24 protein-coding genes and 4 pseudogenes are annotated in these 26,962 nt (G+C 57.0%); 15 read left to right on the forward strand and 13 right to left on the reverse strand.

Annotation, left to right across the window (positions count from 1 at the left end):
• Positions 1 to 155: 155 nt before the first annotated feature.
• From RlegSU303_RS34420 to RlegSU303_RS26980, 9 genes and pseudogenes are all read right to left on the reverse strand, one after another.
• Positions 156 to 335: pseudogene (locus tag RlegSU303_RS34420) on the reverse strand (hypothetical protein); the annotation flags it as partial.
• Positions 336 to 470: 135 nt separating this feature from the next.
• Positions 471 to 677 carry a putative nitrogen fixation protein NifT gene (nifT, locus tag RlegSU303_RS26945; RefSeq protein ID WP_020048095.1) on the reverse strand — a complete coding sequence of 69 codons (207 nt, stop codon included), beginning with the start codon at positions 675 to 677 and terminating at the stop codon, positions 471 to 473.
• A 135-nt stretch (positions 678 to 812) separates the two neighbouring features.
• Complete coding sequence (locus RlegSU303_RS26950) at positions 813 to 1,007, reverse strand: 4Fe-4S binding protein (protein ID WP_003551816.1); 195 nt, start codon at positions 1,005 to 1,007, stop codon at positions 813 to 815.
• Positions 1,008 to 1,022: 15 nt separating this feature from the next.
• A complete protein-coding gene (gene nifB / locus RlegSU303_RS26955; RefSeq protein WP_011654231.1) occupies positions 1,023 to 2,516 on the reverse strand; it encodes a nitrogenase cofactor biosynthesis protein NifB in 1,494 nt (497 codons plus the stop codon).
• A 195-nt stretch (positions 2,517 to 2,711) separates the two neighbouring features.
• Positions 2,712 to 4,271 (reverse strand): nif-specific transcriptional activator NifA, encoded by a 1,560-nt coding sequence (gene nifA, locus RlegSU303_RS26960; protein WP_011654232.1) that lies wholly within the window; start codon positions 4,269 to 4,271, stop codon positions 2,712 to 2,714.
• Positions 4,272 to 4,466: 195 nt separating this feature from the next.
• Entirely contained in the window at positions 4,467 to 4,763 is a 297-nt protein-coding gene (locus RlegSU303_RS26965; RefSeq protein WP_011654233.1) for a ferredoxin family protein, read from the reverse strand.
• A gap of 11 nt (positions 4,764 to 4,774) precedes the next feature.
• Positions 4,775 to 6,082: an NAD(P)-binding protein gene (locus RlegSU303_RS26970; RefSeq protein ID WP_011654234.1), complete on the reverse strand. Its 1,308-nt coding sequence runs from the start codon at positions 6,080 to 6,082 to the stop codon at positions 4,775 to 4,777.
• A complete protein-coding gene (locus RlegSU303_RS26975) occupies positions 6,069 to 7,205 on the reverse strand; it encodes an electron transfer flavoprotein subunit alpha/FixB family protein (protein WP_011654235.1) in 1,137 nt (378 codons plus the stop codon). The genes RlegSU303_RS26970 and RlegSU303_RS26975 overlap by 14 nt, the downstream gene beginning before the upstream one ends.
• Positions 7,206 to 7,222: 17 nt before the next feature.
• A complete protein-coding gene (locus RlegSU303_RS26980; RefSeq protein WP_011654236.1) occupies positions 7,223 to 8,074 on the reverse strand; it encodes an electron transfer flavoprotein subunit beta/FixA family protein in 852 nt (283 codons plus the stop codon).
• A 1,070-nt stretch (positions 8,075 to 9,144) separates the two neighbouring features.
• Here RlegSU303_RS26980 and RlegSU303_RS26985 point away from each other — a divergent pair.
• From RlegSU303_RS26985 to RlegSU303_RS27045, 13 genes and pseudogenes are all read left to right on the forward strand, one after another.
• A complete protein-coding gene (locus RlegSU303_RS26985) occupies positions 9,145 to 9,816 on the forward strand; it encodes a hypothetical protein (RefSeq protein WP_011654237.1) in 672 nt (223 codons plus the stop codon).
• A 3-nt stretch (positions 9,817 to 9,819) separates the two neighbouring features.
• Complete coding sequence (locus tag RlegSU303_RS26990) at positions 9,820 to 10,653, forward strand: hypothetical protein (protein ID WP_011654238.1); 834 nt, start codon at positions 9,820 to 9,822, stop codon at positions 10,651 to 10,653.
• A gap of 942 nt (positions 10,654 to 11,595) precedes the next feature.
• Positions 11,596 to 12,079, forward strand: a pseudogene (locus tag RlegSU303_RS26995) (IS5 family transposase); the annotation flags it as partial.
• A 401-nt stretch (positions 12,080 to 12,480) separates the two neighbouring features.
• Positions 12,481 to 14,103: a cytochrome-c oxidase, cbb3-type subunit I gene (gene ccoN, locus RlegSU303_RS27000; protein ID WP_020048098.1), complete on the forward strand. Its 1,623-nt coding sequence runs from the start codon at positions 12,481 to 12,483 to the stop codon at positions 14,101 to 14,103.
• An 8-nt stretch (positions 14,104 to 14,111) separates the two neighbouring features.
• A complete protein-coding gene (ccoO, locus tag RlegSU303_RS27005) occupies positions 14,112 to 14,846 on the forward strand; it encodes a cytochrome-c oxidase, cbb3-type subunit II (protein ID WP_020048099.1) in 735 nt (244 codons plus the stop codon).
• 8 nt (positions 14,847 to 14,854) lie between these two features.
• Positions 14,855 to 15,007, forward strand: coding sequence for a CcoQ/FixQ family Cbb3-type cytochrome c oxidase assembly chaperone (locus RlegSU303_RS27010; RefSeq protein ID WP_003568501.1), 153 nt, complete (start codon positions 14,855 to 14,857; stop codon positions 15,005 to 15,007).
• Position 15,008: 1 nt separating this feature from the next.
• Entirely contained in the window at positions 15,009 to 15,872 is an 864-nt protein-coding gene (gene ccoP, locus RlegSU303_RS27015; protein WP_020048100.1) for a cytochrome-c oxidase, cbb3-type subunit III, read from the forward strand.
• An 11-nt stretch (positions 15,873 to 15,883) separates the two neighbouring features.
• Positions 15,884 to 16,069 (forward strand): hypothetical protein, encoded by a 186-nt coding sequence (locus tag RlegSU303_RS27020; protein WP_020048101.1) that lies wholly within the window; start codon positions 15,884 to 15,886, stop codon positions 16,067 to 16,069.
• A 172-nt stretch (positions 16,070 to 16,241) separates the two neighbouring features.
• On the forward strand, positions 16,242 to 17,810 hold the full coding sequence (gene ccoG / locus RlegSU303_RS27025; RefSeq protein WP_011654242.1) for a cytochrome c oxidase accessory protein CcoG: 1,569 nt from the start codon (positions 16,242 to 16,244) through the stop codon (positions 17,808 to 17,810).
• On the forward strand, positions 17,807 to 18,292 hold the full coding sequence (locus RlegSU303_RS27030; protein ID WP_011654243.1) for a FixH family protein: 486 nt from the start codon (positions 17,807 to 17,809) through the stop codon (positions 18,290 to 18,292). Before ccoG ends, RlegSU303_RS27030 begins: the two co-directional genes overlap by 4 nt.
• A complete protein-coding gene (locus tag RlegSU303_RS27035) occupies positions 18,289 to 20,574 on the forward strand; it encodes a cation-translocating P-type ATPase (RefSeq protein ID WP_020048102.1) in 2,286 nt (761 codons plus the stop codon). The genes RlegSU303_RS27030 and RlegSU303_RS27035 overlap by 4 nt, the downstream gene beginning before the upstream one ends.
• Positions 20,571 to 20,729, forward strand: coding sequence for a cbb3-type cytochrome oxidase assembly protein CcoS (gene ccoS, locus RlegSU303_RS27040; RefSeq protein WP_003549679.1), 159 nt, complete (start codon positions 20,571 to 20,573; stop codon positions 20,727 to 20,729). The genes RlegSU303_RS27035 and ccoS overlap by 4 nt, the downstream gene beginning before the upstream one ends.
• Before the next feature lie 32 nt (positions 20,730 to 20,761).
• Positions 20,762 to 21,433, forward strand: coding sequence for a Crp/Fnr family transcriptional regulator (locus RlegSU303_RS27045; RefSeq protein WP_011654245.1), 672 nt, complete (start codon positions 20,762 to 20,764; stop codon positions 21,431 to 21,433).
• 358 nt (positions 21,434 to 21,791) lie between these two features.
• Here RlegSU303_RS27045 and RlegSU303_RS27050 read toward each other — a convergent pair whose 3' ends face one another.
• A complete protein-coding gene (locus tag RlegSU303_RS27050; RefSeq protein WP_003549684.1) occupies positions 21,792 to 22,505 on the reverse strand; it encodes a GntR family transcriptional regulator in 714 nt (237 codons plus the stop codon).
• A gap of 617 nt (positions 22,506 to 23,122) precedes the next feature.
• A pseudogene (locus RlegSU303_RS27055) lies at positions 23,123 to 23,491 on the reverse strand (IS66 family transposase); the annotation flags it as partial.
• A gap of 637 nt (positions 23,492 to 24,128) precedes the next feature.
• On the opposite strand from RlegSU303_RS27055, the gene RlegSU303_RS27060 reads away from it, so the two are divergent.
• Positions 24,129 to 25,187: a nucleotidyltransferase family protein gene (locus RlegSU303_RS27060; RefSeq protein WP_231283901.1), complete on the forward strand. Its 1,059-nt coding sequence runs from the start codon at positions 24,129 to 24,131 to the stop codon at positions 25,185 to 25,187.
• A 72-nt stretch (positions 25,188 to 25,259) separates the two neighbouring features.
• Here the strand turns inward: RlegSU303_RS27060 and RlegSU303_RS27065 are convergent.
• A pseudogene (locus tag RlegSU303_RS27065) lies at positions 25,260 to 25,603 on the reverse strand (ATP-binding protein); the annotation flags it as partial.
• Between RlegSU303_RS27065 and RlegSU303_RS27070 the strand changes: the two are divergent.
• Complete coding sequence (locus RlegSU303_RS27070; RefSeq protein ID WP_131622104.1) at positions 25,580 to 26,086, forward strand: hypothetical protein; 507 nt, start codon at positions 25,580 to 25,582, stop codon at positions 26,084 to 26,086. The pseudogene RlegSU303_RS27065 and the gene RlegSU303_RS27070 overlap by 24 nt on opposite strands.
• On the opposite strand, the gene RlegSU303_RS27075 is transcribed toward RlegSU303_RS27070, so the two are convergent.
• On the reverse strand, positions 26,058 to 26,948 hold the full coding sequence (locus RlegSU303_RS27075) for a LysR family transcriptional regulator (protein ID WP_131622106.1): 891 nt from the start codon (positions 26,946 to 26,948) through the stop codon (positions 26,058 to 26,060). The two genes, RlegSU303_RS27070 and RlegSU303_RS27075, sit on opposite strands and share 29 nt — an antisense overlap.
• Positions 26,949 to 26,962: the final 14 nt, after the last annotated feature.

Raw genomic sequence — 26,962 nt, forward strand, 5'->3', positions numbered from 1 at the left:
GCCCTCCGCCGACTGCTGTGCAATCGCTAGCAACCCAGTTTCTCTTGGATCAGCGAGCATGTCTCCTATCTCCCTGATTTGCATGAAAGCCTGTCCGAGGTTGAAGCGAGTGCTCTGGAATTCAGGAGTGCACTTCACCTTGCTGTCGGGTGTATACGAGGTGCGCATCCCGAGGCATCGGCAAGTTCGTCGGCATTCGCCGGCCCGATCTTCAGTGTCCTGTATAGCCCGAGTGCATCTCCGATCCGTACCAGTGGCACGCTAAACGCTCCGCCAGTATCGTCAAGGATGCGGCCAACGAGGCCTTTGAGCGTTGTTTCGTTGAGTTGCGTCATATCGGATTCCGCCTGATTTACGAGCGGCCTCTTGCCGATGGCCGCCTTCAAGGGATCGGGAACTCGATGCCCCCTATTTGGCGTGTATGCAGCTTGCCCTTCGCATCGACGCTCATCTATCAACCTGCGCACATGCTAACTGGATAGCCTCCTCGCGTCGACAGTAACGGGCAGGCGCCTGTTCTGCGATAGGTCGGGGAGGGCTATCCGCCATCCATTTTTCAGCAAAATTAAGCCGCCCCATAGGTTTTTGTGCTCAACCGAAATGATCGGTTCCTCAAGGTCTTTCTTGTGAATATAGACCGATAAGCCGACGTCAGTTCTGCTGATTGTCACTCTCATGCATGTCCCTTCTCGCTGCGGCGGCTTTGGAGCTCCGGAAGTCGAGCGCTATCAAAGCCTGCTATTTTAGTACGACATATGCGCAGGCCGATATCTCCGGCGTGGCTCTGTCTTTGCGCTTTAGTCCGGTGGCGATCAGGCAGGGACGCAGGTCTTCGGCATCGGACACACCGAAGCGCATTGTTGCGTGTCAAACTCACCCCTGCACTCGGTACATTTTTTTGGATCCACAACATATCCCTCACCTTTGAAACTGATCGCATCTGAGGGACATTCAAATTCGCAAGCGCCGCACTGGGTGCATTGGGATACAATGATCTTGAAGGCCATGTTTTAGCTCCTGATTCAATTAGAGGGGCCTAAAGCCGTCGGCATTGCCGGTTTGCCGCCAAACTCGGCGGCGTATAGCGCGCCAATCGCAGACTCGATGTAATCATAGGAAAATGCGTCACTGGCTCGCACGCCAGTTTCTGCCAACCGCTTTTTTGGGCAATCGCCGATTTTGGAAGAAAGCAGAATGTCGATGCCGTCGAGTGCAACGATGGTGTGATCGAGAGTGGCCTTCTCGCCTATACCACCGAGGCAATACTGCTCGACCTTGCGGTGTCCCACCAAGTTGATCCCCTTTAGTGAGACTGCATACACTTGGAGTTCCCTTGCCTGACCGAAATGTTCGTTGATCCGGCCGCCACCTTTAGTCGCCACGGCAACTGCAAGGGTTCCCGAAGAACCCAGTGACTTGACTGCTTTGTTCGCGTCCAATTTTGCTGCCAGTTGATCCCCTCGCTCATGCTGGACCAGCTTGCGATAGGCCTCGCGCTTGCTGGTGTCGAATTCAACTTTGGTGGAGATCTGGTCGAGGGCAAACTCTCGCTCGCGATCATCGCCCAGCAAACCGATGGCGTCGGCCCGGCATTGTTGGCAGTGGCGCATAAGCTTAATGTTGCCATCGAGACAGTCTTGAAGTGCCTTCAGTTCGAACGGCTCCGGGCAACGTTGACCCGTAAGACCGTAATAAGTACCATGCGAAGGCTTGGAAATCAGGGGCACCACATTGTGCATGAATGCGCCGCGGTCTCTGATCCATCGGTTAACTTCGACGAGGTGCGTGTCATTGACGCCTGGAATCATAACCGAATTGATTTTGGTGAGGATGCCGCGCTTGGTCAGCAATTCCAAACCCAACATTTGGCGCTCGTGAAGGATCCCGGCAGCTGCTATGCCAGTGTATCGACGATGTCCGTGAATTATCCATGGATAGATCTTCGCCCCTATCTCCGGATCCACCATGTTGATAGTGATCGTCACGTGATCGATATTCATGTCAGCTAGCTCATCGACATGATCCGGAAGCGCCAATCCATTGGTGGAGATGCATAGTTTCATGTCAGGTATTTCTCTCGCAACTCCTTCAAACGTCGCGACTGTTTTCCTCCAGTCGTAACAAGCGTCGCCCGGTCCGGCAACGCCGATTACGGAAAGCTCCGGCACTTTGCTGGCGACGGCAAGCACCTTGCGTAGTGCCTGGTCGGGAGTTAGCTTTACTGATGCGACCCCGGGACGGCTTTCGTTGGTGCAATCATATTTGCGATTGCAGTAGTTGCACTGGATGTTACAGGCTGGCGCGACCGCGACATGCATGCGAGCGAAATAGTGGTGGGCTTGCTCTGAAAAGCAGGGATGGTCTTTGATTCTCTCCCAGATCCGCGCATCTATGTCATCCGTCACCGAAAGGCCATGGGACGAAGATGCGCGGCCGCCGGGCATAGAGGGAGCCATCGGCGCCCGGTCGAAGAGGGCACTGCTGGTCTTCCCGACCTTTATCTCCGGTTCCGACATTGCACTGTTCCACTGGTGAGGAAAGGTTAGATCTCCAAAAGCAAGAGAGATTTCGAGCGATGAGATATTATTGTTTCAGCTCTTATGTCGCCTTACCGCCCGTTTCCCCGCTTGCTGCCGGAGATGTCTTGTAGAAATGAATAGCTCGCCCCCGAAGTCGTTGTGCCACGCTTACGGAGCTCTTGGCGATCGCGGTCACTCCTTCTTCACATCGATACGAAACCGGCGTAGCGCATAGCCGACCTGCCGCGGCGTTTTACCCAGGATACGAGCTGCTTTGGCCTGCACCCAACCAGCCTTCACCATTGCATTGATCAGTCGATCACGCTCAGTGAGACCCGGTGCCTCCATTGTGGCTGTGGCACCGCTGGGGGTACCTGCGTAGAGCCCCAGTCCGCTCGACATTGTATCTCGCGGGTTGAGACTATGCACCGCGTCGTTGTCAATGCCATCGCGGCCGTCTTTCCAGAGGAGCGCCGAAGAACACTGGCCTTGCTGACAGGCAAAATCTGATGAAGCGATCGTATTTGAACTGGCGAGAGTAGCGGTCCTTTGTACGCAGTTGTCCAGCTCGCGAACATTGCCGGGGAAGGCGCATTTCGACATAATGCCTATTGCCGACGGCGCGAAGTCGAAATTTCGATCATTTGCCTTGTTGAATTGCTCGAGGAACACTTGCGCTAGAAGCGAAATGTCACCGTCGCGCTGCCGAAGTGGCGGCAAAATGATGGGCACCACATTGATCCGGTAATAGAGGTCGGCTCTGAACTCACCTCGAAGGACGGCCACTTCAAGGTTTTTGTTGGTGGCGCATATGACTCGAACGTCTACTTTCAATGTCTTCGTTCCGCCGAGACGTTCGAATTCGCCTTCCTGTAACACGCGCAATAACTTTGCCTGGAATTGTGGCGATACATCGCCAATTTCATCAAGCAACAGCGTTCCGCCATTGGCCAGTTCGAAACGTCCAGCTCGTTGAAGGAGAGCGCCGGTGAAAGCGCCCTTCTCATGGCCAAACAATTCGGATTCCAGAACGGTCTCCGACAGCGCGGCGCAATTCAACTTAATAAACGCCTTGCTTTTCCGTATCGATAACGCGTGTATTGCTCTTGCAAAGCATTCCTTGCCAGTGCCGCTCTCTCCTCTCAAGAGCACCGCGGAGTTCGTCGCGGCCACGATCTTGGTGGTAGCTAATACCCTCTTGAGCGCGAGGCTCTCCCCAACGATCCAGTCGATTTTATCGACTTGGGTGGGATGAGACTTCGGCTTGATTTTGGGAATCTGTCCTGCTTGTTGTTCCTCGGCGACTGAGCAGCCATCGCTGCACAATTCGCGATAGCGCTGGCAGGCTAAGCCGATCAGGACGGCAATCATTGCCAGAAGGCTTTCGTCCTGAGCTCCGCTTTGCTGAGCGAAATCTATCCATAATGCGCCGATTGCTTTCCGGTTCACTTTAACGGGGAGAACGACAGAATTTTTCCCAAAGTGCTTTTCCCCGCTAGCGATGACACGATTTATTGTGTCCGCCTGTTCAATCGTAAGAGAACGTGAGCGAACGTCGTGCCCAATGGGAGCCCGTACGTTTATCCAGGGCTCTCCTCCGGAGCCGTGAATCACGATTCCGCCATCGCGCAATCGCAGATGCTCGGCGAGGGCGTTCATCGCAGCCTTCAGGACGTTGTCTAGAGGAAAAGAAGAGATAAGCTCTTTGGATATGTCGTAGAGTATATGGAGCCGCGCCTCTGGTTTAATCATGCCTACAAACAGGGGAGGGTGCACTGCTTTTTACCCTGCTGCACGAAATATGCTAACGCATATTCCTAAGTTAAAAATAGGTGTTATCGACGGCGCAAAAATTAGCCTTTCGAAAGGTTGAGTGGATGCACATTCAATCGCCGCCGCTAATGCAGCTGGATCGGTCGCTGCTATCCCGCCGGAGGTAGGGACTCCTCATCCGAATTTGAAGAGGACCCCGAACCCGCCCCGGGGATAATTCCACTTTATGTCGCCACTAGCTTCGCACAACACTCTGCATGTGCCGCATTCCAAGCAGCCATCGGGAACAATCGCCACCTGACCAATTTCGTTCAGCTCGTAGCATTTGGCCGGACAGATTTGCGTCAAGGCGAGCAGGTTCGGGCTTGGCGACCGGTGCGGTCGCACTGTTATATGCGGACGTCCAGTGTCGACGAGATATCGGTTTTGGTACAGCTTGTCCTCAATGCGCTCAATGATGGTCGCCTTCATCGAATTTTCCTTTAACGCCAAGATACGGCGGAGCGGACCGCGTCGCTAATCAACCCCCAACGGGATCGTGCCTTGATAAAGGAGGCGGCTGTGGCCTTCTCCCTGTTGATTTTAGGTTCACCGTCGACGCGCACAAAATTTTGCGCTGCCTGAGATATAAGCGTTGGATACGTCATGAAAAAGTTGTGACTGTCAGTGTGGAGGAGGCTTGGAAGATCTTTGTGTTTTATCAGATCTTTCATGACGAACGACTTATCCAGCATGCCCTTATATAGAGAGAGATTGCGCTTCGTCATCAAGCCGCCACGGCTCTTTATCTGACAGATCGCTTCGCCGGCCATGAGGCCTGATGTCATCGCGAGGTTTGATCCCTCCCTATGCACGGCATTGTTTAGTTGCGCCGCATCGCCCACGACCACCCACCCGTCGCCAAAGAGTTGCGGGATTGCCTTGAAGCCCCCTTCGGGAATAAGATGCGCGGCGTATTCTTTTATCTCTGATCCGGCCAGTAATGGTCGGATCGAGGGATGTCGCTTGAAGGCGTCAAGAAGGCGGTACGGATTTTCCATGCCTCCCGCTAAACCGGAGACGAGGCAGCCGATCCCCACCGAGATCGACTCCTTGTTGGTATAAAGGAAGCCCAGTCCGGCCATTCCGCGTGAGATCGTGCCGCCGGCTTCGATCACACAGCCTTCGCTACCGTTGAGGCCGAAGCGCTCTGCGATGACCTCTTCCGGCATGAAATGCATTTCCTTGACAGCGAGGGCCACATTTTCTGGCCTCGGTATATCGCGTAAGCCGGCTCGAGTTCCAAGCAGTCCGTTTACGCCCTCAGCGAGGACGACCACGTCCGCGAGGATCACACCGCCCTCCCGGTCCGTGTGAACGCCTACTACTTTACCTCTCAGGTTCCGAGCGAGCCTAGTCGCTGTCGTTTCACAAAGGATTGTGCCGCCGGCATCGCGCACCTTGGATGAGAACCACTTGTCAAACTGGGCGCGGATGATCGTATACCGGTTTGGCTTCAGTTCGTTAAAGTCATCAGAGCGATAGTGCACGCCCGTGTGCGACGAGTCATCCATTAGCCAGAATCGTTGCTCTACCAGATGCCGTTCAAGAGGAGCGTCATCGCGGAAGTTTGGGATAATCGCCTCCAACATGTTGGCGTACAATATAGCCCCTTGAACATTTTTAGAGCCTGAATGTTCTCCGCGCTCCAGCTGCAGCACTTTTAGACCGCGACTAGCCATCGAATACGCTGCGGCGTTGCCGGACATACCGGCGCCAATGACTATCGCGTCGAACTTACCCTTGGTCATCTAGCCTTCCTCGGTCCATAACCTTGATAGAGTTGTGCGGTGGCATTCGCTTGGCGAAAGCTTCTGTCAACGCCGGCAAGAACTCCAGCGCGCATGCGACAACGCCGATGTGGGCGAAGTCAAAGATCGGAGCGTTCTCGTCAAGGTTGATAGCCACAATCAGATCGGCTCCTTCGACGCCAACGCGATGTTGGACCGCGCCAGATATTCCCGCCGCGATGTAGAGCTTGGGTCTAATGGTATGGCCGGACTGACCAATTTGTCGATCAGCAGGCATCCAGCCTTTTTGGACCAGTGGGCGCGAGCACCCGACTCCCCCGCCGATCGTCGTTGCCAGGTTTCTCAAGTATTGAAGGTTTCCTGCAGCGCCGAGGCCGAGTCCGCCCCCAACCACGATGTCGGAGTTGGCCAGATCGGATTGCTCAGACCCGCTGTTACAAAGGAACGCGAGCACTTTGGTGACGATCTCCTCCTCAACCATCAGGAGTTGATGTTGGATAACGCGTCCAATTGGCTTATCCGAGCGTTGTGGCGTCGCCATGACCCTGGACCGCACCGTTGCCATTTGCGGCCGGCTGTTCAGCGTGTAGATCGTGCACAACAAGGACCCGCCGAAAGTTGGCCGCGTCGCTGCGAGTGAACCATCTCCATCAACATCCAGCTCGGTGCAATCAGCCGTGAGCCCTGTTTGTAAGGTCGTTGCAACAGCACCGGCGAGGTCGCGGCCGAGCGTAGTCGCGCCGAGAAGGAGAATTTCTGGTTTGTGAGTAGTGACCAGATCCGTCAAAGCCTTGGTGAAGGGTTCGTTTCGATAGTTGGCGAGGAGGGGCGACTCTACCAGATAGGCGACATCAGCTCCGTAAGCGAAGGCCTCTTCGATCGCCGGCTTGGTGCCCACGCCTTCAGACGAACCGAGGATTACCCCGGCCAGTTGGACACCCAGTTTGTCAGCTAGTCTGCGGCCTTCGCCGAGGAGTTCAATCGATACGGGATGAACATTGCCGCCCTCAAGTTCCATGAAGACCCAGACGTGCCGGTGATCTTCGAAACACTTAAGCAGCTTTTTCCCTGAGCTGGCGCGGCCGACCGCGTTTGACGGCGTTTCATTTTTTCTAGCGACCAAAATCTACTCCTCGCTGCTCACCGATTGCCATGGGACGTGAGCTTGCGTTCCAAAACGGGCTGGCGGGCAAAAATTGCAACGACCGTGTCCGCGGCGACCTCGGCCAACGTTTTGTCGTTAATGTCCACTTGCATAGCTTTTTCGGCGCGCGGACCAGGAGCGAATACTCGCTTCACGACCGTCGGCGATCCTCGTAGGCCGCATTTGGTCAACTCCCCAATGCCGGCGTCAGCGGCCCCCCATTTAAGACCCTGGCTTCGCGCTGCACGGAAAGCATCATCGAGAGAGCCCCGGCGGATAGCATTGACACCTTCCAGCACGGTGATGAGACATGGCAACGTGCTCTTCAGCATCTGCGTGCCGCTCTCCGCGTGCCGTTCAACCATGAGCTCGCGCGAAGTGGGATCAATGGAGACAATCTTCGTTACGTAAGTCAGTTGCTGGAGGTTCAGCCTCTTTGCAATTCCGGGTCCGACCTGGGCCGTGTCGCCGTCAATTGTCTGCTTTCCCGTAAAGACGATATCAGGCCCCCCATAGCTCTCGCCAATCTTCGCTACTGCTTGAGAAAGAGCATACGAGGTCGCCAGCGTGTCAGATCCGGCAAAGTGGCGGTCGGTCAGAAGCACTGCGCGATCTGCGCCGTGGGTAAGGGCTTTGCGTAGCGCTTGCTCAGCCATGGGCGGTCCCATCGTTAGAACGGTCACCTCGCCCCCATAGCGGTCACGAACCTGAAGTGCCTCTTCGAGAGCAAACAGGTCGTATGGGTTAATGATGGTCGGTACGCCTTGGCGCATGATCGTATTTGTCACCGGGTGGACGCGTATCTGCGCTGAGTCCGGCACTTGTTTGATACAGACCACGATGTGCATCGTCGTTTAAGCTCCCAATCGGATTCGGGCTTTAGGGACCCGGCTAACTCTGAGCACTGCTCGTGCCAATCAGGTTGCGCCGGTAAGCCTTCGAGATTGCACATGTTTCGTTGTCGCTATGCGAAGGGGTTTTGTAGGGTTGCCGACATGTCGTGTCGCAATCCGCCCCGATCACCACCGCGAGTGGAGGGGCGGTTCGATAGCCTTCAGGTCGGACAAGTCCATGATAGCTGCGCCACGAGTTGGAAGATTTCAACGCCGAATAATCCCCCGGGAGATAGCACGGGGACTGAAGCTCTGGTGCGGTGGGCGTGTATCGCGCTTCGGTTTGCCGTTGATAATCTGACTAGCGACACCGTATGCGCGATCAGAAGCACAGCGATCGAGAAAATAACGCTGCGGGCGCCTAGTGAGGCTTGGACAAGCGGTTTAGCTGATGTTGCGGGCGTGAACAGGATGATTGCCAGAAGCGTCGAGTAACCCTTGCTGGAAATATCAATCGAAAGCCGTCCATAAAAGCTGCTGCAGCGCGTCGAGGTCTTGGCTTTTCTCCGCCTCAATCGTTACATCAACGCCGTTCTGATCGGTTGGGCGAGCTACCGCATAACCAAAGCCGAAGCCACTTGATCTGACGCGCCTTACTGCTGAGCCAGCGCCAGCTTGTGGTCCTTCAGACGCATACAACAATTTGCGACATTGTCATCACCTTTGTCGTTTACGTGACAAGCGTTCCTGTTCTCAATCGCGCATTTTGCGCCCACATAACTGGAATCGCAGTAAATATTGTTCGTCATCTCTATCGGCCTGCTTGGCACGAATCTTGTGAGCTATTGCGAGGCAGCGGAACGGCTTTCGCATCCGCGTTGCGGGATAACCGCATCGGTTCGAACACGTGGAGGAAAATAAATGAGAAGGAGGATCGGGTGCGGCATTTAACACCCCACAGCACCTGAAACGTGTCGCAGATCAAACAACAGGAACGAAACATGCCACGCCGACCAGCCGTGAGTATCTCACAAATCGACTGTTGCACGTAAGTGCAAAATCCCTCAGGCAGAAGGGTTGCCGACATGTCTACAATGCTGACCATCAACGTGAAAAATTGCGAACCCCAGACGCAAACCTTCTACTTCTTCCAGCAGCCGGCCATTTATACCGGCGGGGGGAGAGTCTATTCGAATAGCCTTTTCTCGCAATCGCTCGGCAACTATGACAACACGGGCGCGATCCTGACCTTCCAGGTTAACCTGCAATATTATGCCGGCATCCAGCCGGCGAACACACAGCCGCAAATCGGCGCCTCTTCCGGCTACTCGTCAGCCAGCCGCGCCATCGATCTTGCTACGAGTTCCGGTAGCAGCGGCAAACCGAACGATTGGACGACCGCGACGGTTAATCCGCTCGGACTATCCTCGCCGATCTACGGGGAGGGTGTGCAGCCTGGCGCCTTCCGCATCACCACGCCGGTCTTCAACGCGCCGCCCTATTTCAATGTCGGCTCGGCGGTTGCCGTCAATGGCGGCATCGTGCTCTCCAACTTCGTGCAGGCAAACCCCGCCAGCAATACCGATTGCCAGCCGATCCTTAAATATTATGTCCAGACCGGCGCCTACACGCCAGGTGTCGTGATGAACTTCACGCAATCGAGCGTGAACGCGGCGCTTTCCGATTTCACTGGCGGCTATTCCGTCTGCAACGTCAGCCTGAAATCTGACGGCACCTGGACCACGCAGCTCCAGTAAGCCTTGGCACCCATGCAGGTGAAGAACCGTCCCCTCTTCACCTGCGCACCATCCTCGCGGTTGCCGCCGCCGCCCGGGCGCGGACAGGCTGGATCTCTAAGGGGATTGTCACACGCAATGACCAGTTCGTCCTACCAGATCATCGTTCGGAACTTTTCGCAGACGACGCAATATTTCTATGTGTTCCAGAAGCAGGCCGCATTTCCGTTGCTGCCGAGCCCTGGTCTCGTCTTCAGCGGCAGTCTCGGCTGCCAAAGCATCGGCAATTACGCAAGTTCGGGAGCGCAAGTCAATTTCGGTTTGGACAGTCAGGTCTATGCAGGTGCATTCAGCACCAAACAGGCGGCGTCGCCCTCGCAGCTGATCGCGCTTCTCTCGCTCAATGCCGCCACACTATCCGTGGTCGGTAGCACATCCGCGTTCCGACCGGTTACGCTCACCACGGTTGACGGTTCGCCGGACAACTGCACGACCTTGACGCTCGATCCGCTCGGACTTTCCGCGCCCGCCAATCAAGCCGGAATTGCGATCGGAGGGTTTGGCATGAACGTGCCTTCCTATACCCCGTTGCCGCATCCCGAACTCTATTGCGGCGTCGTCGCCCTGAACAACAATCAGGCGGTTATACTCTCGAGCTTTGTCGCTCCTGTCCCCAACGCCGTCATGAACTGCATACCGAAGCAGATCTTTTTCGTGAAGATGGGCTACCAGCCGGTCGGAAGCACCGTCGCTTATGACGAGAGCAACTCGGCATGCTGCGATTTCACCATGGGCTACGCGGCCTACACCGTGACTTACAAAGCTGACGGAACCTTTTCGGCGACAGGAGGACCATAGACCCAGAGATCCGGATCATCACTGACGCTTGAGCAAGCCAATAAACCCTTGAACAAAAGGAATATAGCAACGTTACGTATTACATTGAAATCCGCTGACCAAACAGCACGTCGCGGTAAAATCGCTGCCGGGCTTGCCATTGCCACCGTCTCTATCCTCGCAACAGCGCTGCCCGACGCGGCACAACTCGTATTTTCGTCCGATTCCCGGAACTAGCAGGCCATTGCGGTCGCACCGCCGAACGATGCGATCCTGTTCACCAAGCAGCCGGTGCCCCATCCGAATGGAACGGCCTCCGTCTTTGCGATCGTCGGAGCGGACACCTATGTCATTCCGGCTGGGGCCAACTCCTGCATCGTCGCCGCACCTCCCGCCGATGAATTACTGCTTCATTGTCCGTAACGACAACACGATCGACGGCGTCGGTTTTGCCGCCATTCGAAATCCGGGCGGCCTGACCGCCTGCCAGTAAGGGGTTTCCTACACCCACAATTCTCTTCTGGTCTTGCGCGAAGGTTGAGGCGGAAAGTCGAATATCCACCTCCGCCCGCTGTCGCGCGCTCGTCACCCTGAGGCCCCAATTCTGCACGCTACGAAGCAATCGGCGGATGAAAGAAACTGCAGCTAATGAGCAGTTCATAGGCGGTGGCCGGCGTGCATGTAATCTTGCCTGCTCCGAGGGTCTTGTTTACGGCGGCCGCGACAGCGGCCTCCGTCGGTCAACCAGCCCTTCGTCATGCGCGCCGCCCAGACGCTGACGATTTGCATTCCCGCCAGCATTGGGCGGCCATAAAGCTTAGAATAGAATAAAGCTGGCAGTGATTTGAGTAAAAGTTCTCATAAGAACATTGTAAGGATCTCTAAGAGCCTGACCGAAAAAGAGTTGAGTTAAATCAGCCAGTTGTGATTCTGTTTGTTTGCTTAGGACGAACGGAGACCACAATGGGCTGGACTGATTTCACCCGTCGGCAATATGCCCGACGCGCAATGCGGTATGCAAGCGATCTGACGGACCGGGAATGGGGATTGATCTCGCCTTGCCTGCCCGAACCGAGGCGGCTGGGCAGGCCGCGTAGCACCGATCTTCGCGAGGTCGTGAATGCGTTGCTTTACATCGCCACGACTGGGTGCCAATGGCGGATGATGCCCAAGGATTTTCCGCCTTTTACAACTGTGCAGTCCTATTTCTATGAATGGCGAGCGACAGGGTTATGGGGTCGGATCAACCATCATCTTGTGATGGAGGCGCGTGAATTGGAAGGCCGGGAAGCCTCGCCGTCTGCGGGCGTGATCGACAGTCAAAGCGTAAAAACCACGGAAAGCGGCGGCATTTGACGCGGGCAAGAAGATCAAGGGACGCAAGCGTCATATCGTCGTCGACACGCTTGGACTGATGGTCGGCCTGGTGGTTCACAGCGCCGATATTCTAGGTGAAACATAAAGACGACCATTGTCAAATTCGGAGAGTCGAGTTTTCGAGATCTTTGTCATTACGCTCGAGTTGTTCGGCATTTAGCTGAGTTGCGGTGCAGGAAGAAATAAGATTATCGCCGTGGTCAGCGCAATGTCTGGAATGACCGACAAGCTGAAAGCAACATGCTTCCGGCAATCCAGAGAACTGATCCACCAGCAAAACGCGAGATCGAACCAAGAACACCCTGGGTGACGGTATGACAGTCGGAATGTGCCAACGACTTAAGACGCGTAGCGCTGTCCCATTTACCGGCCCTCTCGTTGACGCAGATCAAGGCGCAATTTGCCGCTTCATGACAGTCCTGGCGAGAAAGACGGCCGCGACGCGGTCGTCGGCGTACTGGGGACGACATCATGAATTACACAACGGAAACGATGGTGATCGCGGTCGCGGCGTTTCTAGCGCTGCTACTAGCCGCATTCGCGCATGATCATCTCTTTGCGGTCCATATGGGGATACTTTGCTTCTGCCTTGCCGCGGGCGCTGCTGTCCTGATCAGGAGAGTTGATTTTTCGCCGGCAGGCCAACGGCGGAAAGTCGATATATCAGGCTATTTCGACGAGGTGATACGGTATGGCCTGATCGCCACGGTATTCTGGGGCGTAGTCGGCTTCCTGGTTGGCGTGGTCATCGCGCTGCAACTGGCCTTTCCCGACCTCAACATCGCCCCTTATCTCAATTTCGGAAGGCTGCGGCCCGTTCACACATCGGCGGTCATTTTCGCCTTCGGCGGCAATGCGCTGATCATGACGTCGTTCTACGTGGTGCAACGCACCTGTCGCGCGCGTCTTTTCGGCGGCAGCCTGGCCTGGTTCGTATTCTGGGGTTACCAGCTTTTCATCGTGATGGCTGCGACCGGATACGTTCTCGGAATCACCCAGGCCCGTGAATATGCCGAGCCCGAGTGGTACGTCGACCTCTGGCTGACCATCGTCTGGGTCGCCTATCTCGCCGTGTATCTTGGAACGATCCTGAAGCGCAAAGAGCCGCACATCTACGTGGCAAACTGGTTCTACCTCGCCTTCATCGTCACCATCGCGATGCTGCACGTGGTCAACAATCTTGCAGTGCCCGTCTCGTTCCTGGGATCGAAGAGCTATTCTGTCTTCTCGGGCGTTCAGGACGCGCTGACCCAATGGTGGTATGGCCACAACGCCGTCGGCTTCTTCCTCACCGCCGGCTTCCTGGGTATGATGTACTACTTCGTGCCGAAGCAGGCCAACCGACCCGTCTATTCATACCGGCTCTCGATTATCCACTTCTGGGCGCTGATCTTCATGTACATCTGGGCCGGCCCGCACCATCTGCATTACACGGCGCTGCCCGACTGGGCCCAGACCCTCGGCATGGTCTTCTCGATCATGCTCTGGATGCCCTCCTGGGGCGGCATGATCAACGGTCTCATGACCCTTTCGGGCGCCTGGGACAAGATCCGCACCGATCCGATCATCCGGATGATGATTGTCGCCATCGCCTTTTACGGGATGTCGACCTTCGAAGGCCCGATGATGTCGGTGAAAACCGTCAATTCGCTCAGCCACTATACCGAATGGACGATCGGCCACGTGCATTCCGGCGCTCTCGGCTGGGTGGGAATGATCACCTTCGGGGCGATCTACTACCTGACGCCGAAGCTATGGGGACGCGAGCGTCTCTACAGCCTGCGGATGGTCAACTGGCACTTCTGGCTCGCGACCCTCGGGATCGTCGTCTACGCCGCCGTGCTTTGGGTTGCCGGCATCCAGCAGGGGCTGATGTGGCGCGAGTACAATTCCCAGGGCTTCCTCGTCTATTCCTTCGCGGAGACGGTCGCGGCAATGTTTCCCTACTACGTGCTGCGCGCGGTCGGCGGAACGCTTTACCTGGCGGGCGGTCTCGTCATGGCCTGGAACGTGTTCATGACGATCCGCGGCCACCTGCGCGATGAAGCTGCAATCCCAACCACTTTCGCGCCCCAACTACAGCCTGCCGAATGAGGTGAGACATGGCATCGATACTAGATAAACATCAGATCCTCGAGAAGAACGCGACGCTTCTTCTCGTCGGTTCGCTGCTCGTCGTGAGCATCGGCGGCATCGTCGAAATCGCACCGCTGTTCTACCTGCAGAACACGATTGAAAAGGTGGAAGGCATGCGGCCGTATACGCCGCTCGAATTGGCCGGCCGGAATATCTACATCCGCGAAGGCTGCTACCTCTGCCACAGCCAGATGATCAGGCCGTTCCGCGACGAGGTCGAACGCTACGGCCATTATTCGCTCGCGGCCGAGTCCATGTACGATCATCCTTTCCAATGGGGATCCAAGCGAACCGGGCCGGATCTGGCCCGTGTCGGCGCACGTTACTCCAACGAATGGCATGTCCAGCATCTCGCCGATCCACGGGCGGTCGTGCCGGAGTCGATCATGCCGAGTTACGCCTTCCTCAAAGAGCAGAGGGTGACGGTCAAGGACGTGGGAATGGACCTGAAGGCCAACGAGGACGTGGGCGTGCCCTATAACGACGACATGCTGGCGAACGCGGAGGCCGACATGAAGGCCCAAGCCGATCCGAACGCAGATACGACGGCCCTGCTTTCCCGCTATCCGAAGGCGAAGACCGGCGATTTCGACGGCGATCCTGCTGCGCTGACCGAAATGGATGCCCTGGTGTCCTACCTGCAGATGCTCGGAACGTTGGTCGATTTCTCGACCTACGACGACGCGACCGGCTACCGATGAGGTGATCCATGGAAACCTACACTGCAATGAGACACTTCGCCGACAGCTGGGGCCTTTTGGCCATGGCGGCATTCTTCGTCGGCGCGGTTGTGTTCACCCTTCGCCCAGGCAGCAAGCAAACCGCGAAAGAAGCCGCCGATATTCCCTTGAAGGACGATTAAGATGTCGGAAAAACATATCGATGAATTTAGCGGCGTCGAAACGACCGGGCATGAATGGGACGGCATCCGCGAACTCAACAATCCGATGCCCCGCTGGTGGGTGTGGACCTTCTACGCCACCATTGTCTGGGCGTTGGGCTATGTGATCGCATATCCCGCGATCCCGATGGTTACCGACGCCACCAAGGGCATGCTGGGTTTCTCCAGCCGCGCCGAGTTGCAGCAGAATCTGGATCAGGCCAAAGTATCGCAGACGACGCTGCGTGATCTGATCGCCGCCAAGACGGTGCACGAGATCGATTCCGATTCTGCCCTTCGCGAATTCGCGGTCGCCGGCGGCGCGTCTGCATTCAAGGTGAACTGCGCGCCGTGCCATGGCTCGGGAGCAAGCGGCGGTCCGGGATTTCCGAACCTCAACGACGACGATTGGCTGTGGGGTGGAGACCTGGATGCCATCCAGGCGACGATCGCGCATGGAATTCGCTTCAACGAGGATACGGACACTCATGCTTCCGAGATGCCGCCCTTTGCCGATGTTCTGGATCCCCTCCAGACAAGGCAGGTCGCGGCTTACGTCTGGGGACTGACCAATACACCGTCGGACCCCGGCCTCGCAGAGGCCGGAAAACAGGTCTTCGTCGATAACTGTGCCGCATGTCACGGCGACGACGCCAAAGGAAAAGCCGAAATGGGCGCGCCGGATCTCGCCGATGCGATCTGGCTGAAGGCACGCGGCGAGGATGCGATCACCCGTCAGGTGGCCGCTCCCAAGCATGGCGTCATGCCTGCCTGGGCAGGGCGCCTCGGCGATACGACGGTCAAGGAACTTACGATTTTCGTCCATTCGCTTGGCGGCGGGACGTGAGGAGAAAAGCCATGGCAGCTCACGGCCACAACCCGATCCTCGATCTCTATGGCACGCCGCGCGCCACCATACGATTGCGTGTGTCGGCGAGCGCCAAGGCCACGCCGCCCCCTTCCGATCAGGACGACCCGGCAAAGATCGGCAGTTCGATCGTCAGTTTGAGCTGCCTCAAAGACCACGAGCAGACAAGCCGCTAGAGCCTCGTCGAGGACGTCCCAGCGGTAGTTGTTCCCCCGCAGCTCCTGCAGGCCGCGCCCTCTGTCCAGGGCGTGGCCTTTTCCTTTCGCGGGAAGGCCTTGTCTCTTGATCTGCATCAAGGAACGGATGCGCGGCAGATGGGACAAAGGCGGGTGAAATCGGACAGGTCCCATGAACCTCTACACTGCACCATATCCCGATAACATCGAGCGGCTCAATGTCGAGCCGGTCAATGCCCGTCGCAACCGGCAACCTCTCTACGCACCTCGGAGGAAGGTCTTTCCCAAGCGTGCAGAGGGACGATTCCGTCGGATCAAGTGGATCGTCATGCTGGTTACGCTCGGCATCTACTATCTCGCGCCATGGATTAGCTGGGATCGCGGTCCTTACGCGCCTGACCAGGCAATCCTCATCGACCTTTCCTCACGGCGCTTCTTCTTTTTCTTCATCGAAATCTGGCCTCAGGAATTTTATTATGTAGCGGGCCTGCTCGTCATGGCGGGGTTCGGGCTGTTTCTCGTCACTTCCGCGGTTGGCCGCGCATGGTGCGGCTACACTTGTCCGCAGACGGTCTGGGTTGATCTTTTTCTCGTCGTCGAACGTGCGATAGAAGGCGATCGAAACGCGCGAATGAAGCTTGACGCTAGCCCTATGAGCTTTGCCAAGCTGAGGAAGCGTGTCGTCAAACACTCGATCTGGCTGCTGATCGGCATCGTCACAGGCGGAGCGTGGATCTTTTATTTTGCCGACGCGCCGAGTCTGCTTGTTTCGCTGTTCACCGGCCACGCTCCTGCAGCCGCCTACACCACCGTCGCCATCCTTACTGCGACGACCTATGTGCTCGGCGGTCTCATGCGAGAGCAGGTGTGCACCTATATGTGCCCGTGGCCACGCATCCAGGGTGCGATGCTCGACGAAAATTCTCTCGTCGTCACCTACAATGACTGGCGGGGCGAGCAGCGGTCGCGTCACGCCAAGAAGGCTTTAGTCAATGGCCTATCGGTCGGGGATTGCGTGGATTGCAATGCCTGCGTGGCGGTGTGTCCGATGGGAATCGACATTCGCGACGGACAGCAGATGGAGTGCATCACATGCGCTCTCTGCATTGACGCCTGCGACGGTGTCATGGATAAGCTCGGAAAGCCTCGCGGCCTGATCGCCTACGCCACGCTGAGCGAATACTCAAGCAACATGTCGCTTGCCACCGACGAAGGACGAACGGCCGTCCAACCCTCCAGAGTTCGAAACGAGGATGGGACCTTCATTCCGGCGATCCGGCATTTCAACTGGCGGATCATCTTTCGTCCGAGAACCGTGTTTTACGCAGTCGCCTGGGCGTCGGTCGGCGTGGCCATGCTCGTCCATCTCACCTTTCGGGAGCGCCTTGAACTCAACGTCGTTCACGACCGAAACCCCCAATATGTTCTGGAAAGCGACGGCTCGCTGCGGAATGGCTACACGCTTCGTATCCTGAACATGGTGCCGACGCCTAGGGATGTGAACATAAGCCTGGTCGGGCTGGAGGGGGCGACGATGCGCATTCCCGAGTTCGGCAAGGAAGACGCTCGCAGCTTTACAGTCCATGCCGAACCCGACGCCGCCACGACGCTGAAGGTCTTCGTTACGCGCAAGCCTACCGGAGCCGCGATCAATGAATTTCTGTTCGTTATCGAAGATACCGAGCATGCCGACCGGGCAACCTACCGCGCGGCGTTCAATGCACCGGGAGACATCAAATGAAGACCTCCGCTCAAGGTTTTACAGGCTTGCACATGCTGCTTTCGACCTCGGCATTCTTTGGCGTGGTGATCGCGGTGAACGTCACCATGGCCTTCTATGCCTCTTCCAGCTGGAGCGGTCTGGTCGTGGAAAACACCTATGTCGCCAGTCAGGAGTTCAACCGCAAAGCGGCGGCGATGAAGGCAATGGCCGCTTCCGGCATCGAGGGCAACCTCTCCATAAAGGGGCACGAGATCCGCTACGATATTCACGACAAGAGCGGATCGCCTGCGATCGTCGACGACGTCATTCTGAATTTCAAACGTCCGGTCGGAGACCACGAGGACTTCCTCCTTACGCTCAGGAAGACAGCCGCGGGGCGGTTCGAAGCGGAGCATGATCTAGCCGACGGTGACTGGATCGTCGAGGCCATCTCGCGAAACGGCGGCGTGGTCGTCATGCATGAGGCAAAACGCATCGATACCGCGGAGTTAGGCCAGTGAGCTGCTGTACCATGGACGCAGAAAGCGTGCTTGCCCTCAGCACGACATCATTCAGTGCCGAAGAGGTTCGCCTTGCGAGCCAGCCGCTCGGCGAAGGATTGCGCCAGCTGGACCTGAGCGTCCCCGACGCCCACTGCGGTGGCTGCATTTCGACCATCGAAAGGGCGTTGTTGGCGCTTTCCTTCGTCAAGACAGCGCGAGTCAATCTCACGGCTCGAAGGGTGAGCTGCGTCTACCAGGAGGAGATAGAGACACGCGCAACCGATCCGTCCAAGATCCTGGCAGCGATCAACTCGGCCGGATATCGCGCGCATCTCTTCACGCCCTCAGCTCCCGAGAACGACAAGACCAGAAATCAACTTCTCCTCGCGATCGGCGTGTCCGGTTTTGCCGCTGCCAACATCATGTTGCTCTCGATATCGGTCTGGTCGGGTGCAGATGCTGCGACGCGCGACATGTTTCATTGGATCTCGGCGATGATAGCAGCGCCCGCGCTGGTCTATGCGGGGCGCTTCTTCTTCAAATCGGCCTGGAATGCGCTGCGGCACCGGCGCACCAACATGGACGTTCCGATTTCGCTCGCCGTGACGCTCTCCTATGCCGTTTCATTGTGGGAGACCGTCCATCACGGCGAGCATGCGTGGTTCGACGCTTCGGTCTCGCTGCTCTTCTTCCTGCTGATCGGCAGAACCCTCGATCATGTCATGCGCGAAAAGGCTCGGGCGGCGATCAACGGACTCGCAAGACTGGCGCCGCGCGGATCATTGCTGATCAATCCGGACGGGTCGCGACGCTACATTGCGGTAGATGAGATCGCGGCGGGGGATGAAATCTCGATAGCCGCAGGCGAACGGGTTCCCGTCGATGGCATAATCGTCAGCGGAGAGAGCGACCTGGACCTCTCCATCGTCACCGGCGAGAGCAGCCCGGTCGCCGTCGCCAGCAACAGCGAAGTGAGTTCCGGGGCGATGAATCTGACCGGCTCCCTCGTGCTGCGGGCGACAAGAATTGCCAAGGATTCGCTTCTCTCGGAGATCATCGGCCTCATGGAAGCCGCCGAGGGCGGAAGAGCTCGCTATCGAAGGATCGCCGATCGCGCTGCGACGCTCTATTCTCCGGTCGTGCATCTGCTGGCGCTGGTCTCCTTCCTTGCCTGGGGCCTCCTGGGCGGAGACTGGAAACAGGCCATGCTGGTCGCCGTTGCGGTGCTGATCATTACCTGCCCATGCGCATTGGGTCTTGCCGTACCTGTGGTCCAGGTCGTCGCCACGGGCGAACTTTTCCGGAAGGGCATCATGGTGAAGGACGGCTCAGCACTCGAAAGACTGGCCGAAACCGACACCGTGGCCTTTGACAAGACGGGCACCTTGACGATCGGCAGTTCGCGCCTTGTCAGAGTGGATGCCATGGACGAGAGCGCCACCGCGATCGCCCGTGGATTGGCAGCGCATTCACGGCATCCCCTTTCTCGGGCCCTGGTACGGGACACCGAAACCGACCTCATGTCCTTCGACATCGTCACGGAAATCCCCGGCGGGGGACTGGAAGCCAGGAACGGAGCAGATGTCTATCGATTGGGCAACTTGGCGTTTGCCTGCGGAACCAGCATCGTGCCCCGCACCGCCGACAGTCCGTTCTCGGAAGTGGTCCTGTCGAAGAATGGTGTCGATCTTGCTCGCTTCTTCTTCGATGACACGCTTCGTCCGGGTGCTTGCGAGGCAATCGACCGGCTCGATGCAGCCGGCCTTGAAACGCTGATCGTGTCCGGAGACAGGCAGACCGTCGTCGACAATACGGCGCATGCCCTGGGTATCGACAGGGCTTTGGGCTCTCTGACGCCGAAACAGAAGGTCGAGGAATGCCAGAGGCTGAATGGCGAAGGTCGTCGCGTGCTCATGGTTGGCGACGGGATCAACGACGCCCCGGCACTTGCAGCCGCGCATGTCTCGATGGCGCCGGCCACAGCCTCCGATATCGGAAGACAGGCGGCCGACCTGGTTTTCTTCAACGATCGCCTTGACGCTGTTCCGGAAGCGATCGCCGTTGCGCGACGATCCGCCAGCCTCATCCGGCAGAACTTCGCTCTCGCCATCGGTTACAACGTTCTGGCAGTGCCGATCGCCATCGCCGGATTGGCGACGCCGCTGATAGCGGCGGTGGCAATGTCGACATCCTCGATCATCGTCGTGACGAACGCCCTGCGCCTGAACGCCTTCGGCAAGCGTCGGGATATGCACATTCGAGGGCGGATCGGCAGGAGTGAGGAGGTCAAAGCCGCATGAACATGTTGATCTATCTCATACCGATCGCGCTGTTGATGGGAGGAATAGGGCTCCTGGCATTCCTTTGGTCGCTAAAGAGCGGCCAGTATGACGACCTTCAAGGCGCCGCCTGGCGGATCCTCGCCGAGGACGAAACCGATCAACGAGAACCCTGACCGCAGTGGGTCCAAACACGAAAGGAAGATGGATGCTTGCGAAAAATTCTATGCTTCTGCAGTCTGACCTGTTTGCTGGCTTGGATCAGGCGACTGTGGAGCAATTCACCGGAACGGCTGAGTTTCGAACCTTCGCCGCTGACGAGAAGATCGTAGCCGAGGGCCAGCAGGAATCGTTCGTCTACTGCGTCATGAACGGGTTTGTGCGACTTTCAAAATCGGAATCCGCCGGGCGCGAAGCGGATATCTGCGTGTGCGAGCCGGGCGACACCTTTGGAGAATATCTACTCGCGGGGGGCGGCTCCTACGCTTATAGCGCGCGGTCCGCCGACGGGGCCGAGGTCGCGCTGTTTGCGCTTGCGGAGTTGCAGGCGTTCGCCGACCAACATCCGGTCGTACACAGGAACGTCATGCGCATCATGGGCAGGCACCTGCTGGGCGCGATGGATTGTATTGCCGGAGACCGCTTGCTCACAGCCGCGCAACGGGTGGCAAACTACCTTATGAGCCGCTGCCCCGCCTCGGCGGCCACCTCGCGGGTTACGTTCCGCCTTCCTTACCGAAAGCGAATCCTGGCCGGCAAACTGGGACTGGCGCCGGAAGCCCTTTCCCGCGCGTTTGCGGCGCTCGCCCCGTCGGGGGTCGAAGTCAGAGGCAAGGTCGTCCTCGTCGATAGCGTCGACCTGCTGCGGGAGGCATGTTAACCGTTGGATCACCGGGCCACATGTTGAAGTTCGCCGCGCTGTTCCTGCCATTAACTACCATGTCAATGGGGTACCTGTTCGCCGCAGACTCAAGCCTCTCAAGGCCTCCACACACTACGAGTTCATTTGCAAAGCATGGGCTTCATAACCCGAGCGCTTCACCAGATTCGCTCTATCTAATGCCAGGTCTAAACATCCAGCGCGTGCCAATCATTTTATTATCTATCGCGGAGTTCGGGGAACCGGAAGAATCCGACTAGCCCAATAGTGTCGATCCTATTAGTAACGCAATGATGCGGGCATTTATTCCGACATAGGCTTTAAATGCTCGAGCCGAGTGCTTCAGATTACGGCGATATCACAAGCTTTTCGCGTGCCCAGGAAGCCCTGTTAACCCACGTTCGTTCACCTCTTGTACGACCCTTGGGACGGCATCGCGTTCTAGGTCAAGGTGGTTCATCAACGCGGACTCCACCAAGTTTGTCGCGGCGCCTAGTTCAGACATTGCGGCAATTAATTTCTCGAGGCTTTCGACAAATGCGGGCCTAAGTTCCGACGCAGTTATTTCCATTCGTAGAGGGTGAGTGCAAAAACAGAATCGTTGAACGATTTTACATGCCTCGCAATTCGATGCTTCTTCGGCGATTCTAGTAAATATCGCTTCTGCCGTTAGGGCGAGTTCGTCGGGGGACAATTTATCTGCCACGGCCCAGCTCTCTGGGATCTGCGGCCGCTTTCGATTCAACGCCGAGATTAGCGTCTCACTTCCAACAACATAAAAATCTAACAGAGTACCCTCCAACATCGGCCTGGTGAAAAAGCCCTTCTGAGGGATGTATTGGATCTTCCCTTCAGCTGCTAGTCGCTGAAGTGCTTCGCGAATTGGTGTTCGACCAAGATCAAGATTAGACGCCAGATCCTGTTCCCTGAGATGTTGCCCCGGCACACGGCCGTTATTGTGGAGAATTCGTCGAATAGCATCGTAGGCAATATCGGCCTTTGCAGGTTCTGGTTCAGTAGAAAAGTTTGTGTCAGCCCCACGCTGTGGGGGCGCGTTCTTGCAACACCGCATTTGATGGTTTTCCTCTGTCGATGTCCTTCGGGGACCCTACAGGAGCTTATTCATTGATATCGGGCGGCGTTCCGATTCAAGCCCGAATTAATTGGCCTCACCATATCGGCACGCGTTTTAACCCAGGCGAGATTCGGGACCTTTATAACAGCCGCGGCCGCAGCTGGCCGCTATCGCACTCTCTCGCCGCTGAGTTCAACGGAATGGGGCAAGAGGAAGCTGTCACGTTCTCCATCTAAGAGGGCGATCTTCATCTCTGGCCTGTCGGATCTGATTTTGTCTGGGTGCATGTTGTCACGTCGGTTCACCTAAGCCTCCCGTCGCTGACCGGGGTAGACCCCCGTGCCGCTTGTTGACCAGATCTAGACGGCGCTCCGCGATATATCAACACATAACATTGATATTTTTTTTGATATATTTTGGCCTATCGCGCCACCTTAACGTTTTGTTTTTTCTGCTGTTGGCAAAGAACTCAGGCAGCGTCTAATTTGTGACGCATTATCCAGCCCGCTGAAAGGTTTGCGCGGATTTCCGAGTTGGCGATTCCGGTTGGCGGATCGAAAAAGCTCTGGGTGTTTAGTCCCGGCATTTGATGGTGCATTATTTTCGTTAGAATGGAGGGAGGCACTATGGGCCCTAGTAGCCGAGACGAGAGGAGCTAGCAGACTGGATGCGCGACCGACCCAGTCAGCCATTACGGATCGCGAGATGTCTATCCCTAACCGCTCGTACATCTCGGATAGGCGATAGAGGGGAATGTGATCGTCGAATTTAGCGATCATGATATGGGCGAGCAGTCCCGGCCCGGGTTTGCCGCGCTCGATCGGCAGGGTAGGCATCTCGCCAGCTACCGTCGTATCGCCATCCCTGCAGATCATGCGCTTTTCGACATGGCGGACAATCTTAACCGACGCCGGCACGTGCTCCAACACCTGGACCACCCTGTCGGCCGCCTTCAGGAACGATGCGCCACCACAGGTCGGGCAGATGTCGACGTTCCGCGTCACTTCACAGCGGCGTCACCGTCGGCTTCGTTTTGTTTCTGTTGATTGAACAAGAATCGTGATCGCCCGCACTTCCTACCAGGCAAACCGCCATGCATACCGCATTGTCGGGGGAACAACCTAGTTCCATAAATCTGCTTACGCCTCAAAAACTAACTTTTACAGCATCTTAGGACGCCACTAGAATAGGAAGAATGCTAGGGTCGCCGGTTCGGTTCGGTTCAAGGCGTGCGACTTGCTCAATGAGCTGCCTGAGTATGAAATGCTGACAACCTTGCTGCGCTCCTAAACCGAGGAATTCTTGGAGGCGCGATCACTTGACCCCTCTGATTTTTTTGCAATCCGGTCCCGAGAGGCCAGTATGTGAGCGGAGCGAACTTATAAACGCAGACAGTAAGGAGGAGCGTTTCAACTGATTCACTATATTAGATTTGCGAAAACAATATAGAGAGGCCTTTGGATAGTGACAAGTGTTAGATTGAGCATATCCCTGCCTTGGCCGGGAGCCCGGTATTCGTGTCGTGAAGGTGGGGGCAGTGCCCCAGGGTAGTACCGACTACCGCTTGCTCAAAGACAGTGTCTATACTAGATTTGTGAAAACAATATAGAGGCCGCCGTGATCAAGCAGATTGATCTCATGTTCCGGACCATGGTCGCGGAACTTCAGCAACGGGCATTCGATGACGATTGGGCGGAAGACTTCCCCCCGTCGGGTAGATTTGTGCCGGTGGCAGTCGATGGTCGGCGCTATTGGTATTTCGACCAACCCGACGGTGAGGGCGGGCAGAAGCGCCGGTATGTCGGGCCTGCCGACGATCCCGTGATTTCGGAACGGGTCGAAACCTTCAAGGGCGAGAAGTCGGACTATAAGGCACGCCGCAAGTTCGTTTCCACGCTGACGCGGGAAGCCGGTTTGATTGCTCCTGATCGCTTTACCGGCGATGTCGTACAAGCGCTTGCCAAGGCCGGTCTCTTCCGGCTGCGCGGTGTTCTCATCGGCACTGTCGCTTTTCAATGCTACTCAGCATATCTCGGCATCCGTCTGCCCTCGGCGGCGATCCTAACAGGTGATGCAGACCTAGCCCAGGATTTCGCGATCTCTGCCGAAGTAGCGGATTCACTGCCGCCGATCCTCGATCTCCTGAAAGGGCTTGATCCAACGTTCCGGGCCGTGCCGCACATCAGTGGTAGCCCTCGATCTCATGCCTTCCGGAATCAAACCGGCTACCGGGTCGAATTCATGACGACGAACAGAGGAGCTGAAGAATATTCTGACAAACCCGCCAACATGCCCGCTCTCGGCGGCGCGTCAGCCGAACCGCTAAGGTTCATGGATTTCTTGATCCGTGATCCCGTTCGTTCGATCCTGCTACATGGTGCCGGCATCTCGGTGGTCATCCCTGATCCTTGCAGGTATGCAGTGCATAAGCTTATCGTTGCCGGTCGCCGCCAAAATGACGCTGGCGGCCAAGCCAAACGGGATAAAGACCTGAGACAGGCAGGAATGCTATTCGACGCCCTGCCGGTCACCGGCCACGGGCCTTCACTGGCTGATGCCGTGGAAGAGGCATGGAATCGCGGACCTGCCTGGAAGCTGGCAATCTCGGAGGCAGCTGAAACCATGCACAAGGAATATTGGGGCGGCGTCAATCGAATGGTTGGCACTCTCACGAGATAAAGATAGGCCCGTTTGAGTGTTGATTTGCGCTGAGAGTTGACCCGGGATTTGCACTGAGAAGTAACCCGCCTCTTAGGTATTGTTCGGGTCCGTTGTGGTGGTCAAGGTCTTAGGTTTCTCCTTTGTCGATTTTGGCTCATGCGCTGAACTGTTCTTGAAGCGGAAGCTGTCGTTGCCGGTTTCCAGGATGTGGCAATGATGTGTGAGCCGGTCAAGCAGCGCGGTGGTCATTTTTGCATCGCCGAAGACACTCGCCCACTCGCTGAAGCTGAGGTTGGTCGTGATGATGACACTGGTGCGTTCGTAGAGTTTGCTTAGCAGGTGGAAGAGCAATGCGCCGCCTGAAGCGCTGAACGGCAGTAACCGAGCTCGTCAAGGATGACCAGGTCGGAATGCACGAGGCGATTGGCAATCTCGACATGACGTTACGGGAGACGGTGCTGGAAGGCGCGTCGGATGACCGGTCGTGGCTCGAGATATATGCTGACAAAATCCGGGACATCGCTCAGAATCTGGCCCATCGAAAGCGCTGCGTGGGCTTGCATCTTGCCTACGGGGTGGATGACGAAACGCCTGCCGCCAAGGAAGCGGTGCGCATCTTCTTCCTGTCTCTGAGGGATCACCTTACGGCCATACTCGCAAGGGTGCTGCCAAGCGAGATAGCTGAAGAACTCGCGACCGACGCGCTTGTTCGGATTGAGGGCGCGACTTTAATGACGGCCGTCTTCGACGAAAGCGACGCGATGGAGCGGGAATCCAGGCGGTCATCCTCGATGCGACCACAGCTTCAAGGTAGCCTCTCCCCGCGGTTCCGCGTCGACCCGGCCAGCCGGGCAATGCCTGTCAGGACGGCTATCTCACGGTCAGATGCTATCGCCACCGCTTCACATGGTCGATGAGTGCCCGAAGCTTCGGAGCAAGATTGCGCCGACTGGGGTAGTAAAGAAAAAAACCGGCAAACGGAGGGCAATACTCCTGAAGGAGAGGGACCAACTGACCAGATTCGACATAGGGCTTGAAGGTGTCCTCCATCCCGAAGGTGATGCCGCCGCCGGCACATGCTATTCTGATCATAAGCCACATGTCGTTGGTGGTGATCTGGGGGGCGACAGCCACGTCGAACTCACGCCCATGCTGGCCGAATTCCCACCGATAGGGCGCGCTGTGTGGCGCTGGACGCCAGCCGATACAACGATGCGCGGAGAGCTCCGAGGGATGTTCAGGCTTGCCGAAACGTTCGATATAGGACGGCGCAGCGAAGGCGCCCTGGCGCTGCTCGCCCGAGACCGGAACCGCAATCATGTCCTGATCGATGACTTCGCCCAAACGTACCCCCGCGTCATAGCCTTCCGCGACAATGTCGAATTCCTCGTCCGTGACGGTCACGTCAACCTGAACGGCAGGAAATGCGTCCGCGAAACGCGCCAGAAGCGGCCCTGAGATGAACTGCTCGGCGATGGATGACACCGCCAGCCTCAACAGTCCGCTCGGTGCGTTGTCGCGGTCCGCCGTCGCGTCGAGCGCCAGTCCGACTTCGGAAATAGCCGGCGCCACCCGCTGATACAGTCGTTCGCCGGCCTCTGTGAGACTGACACTGCGCGTGGTGCGCTGTACGAGCGCCACACCCAGCCGATCTTCGAGACGCCGGATGGTCTGGCTGACGGCGGGCCTTGTCACGCCCAAATTCTCCGCGGCCAAGCGAAAGCTCCGCGCTTCGGCGACTGCCAGGAAAACAGAGATGCCATTCAGATCGATCGCCATTGGTTAGAATTAGT

This window comes from Rhizobium sp. SU303 (assembly GCF_021052345.1).
GTDB lineage: Bacteria > Pseudomonadota > Alphaproteobacteria > Rhizobiales > Rhizobiaceae > Rhizobium > Rhizobium laguerreae.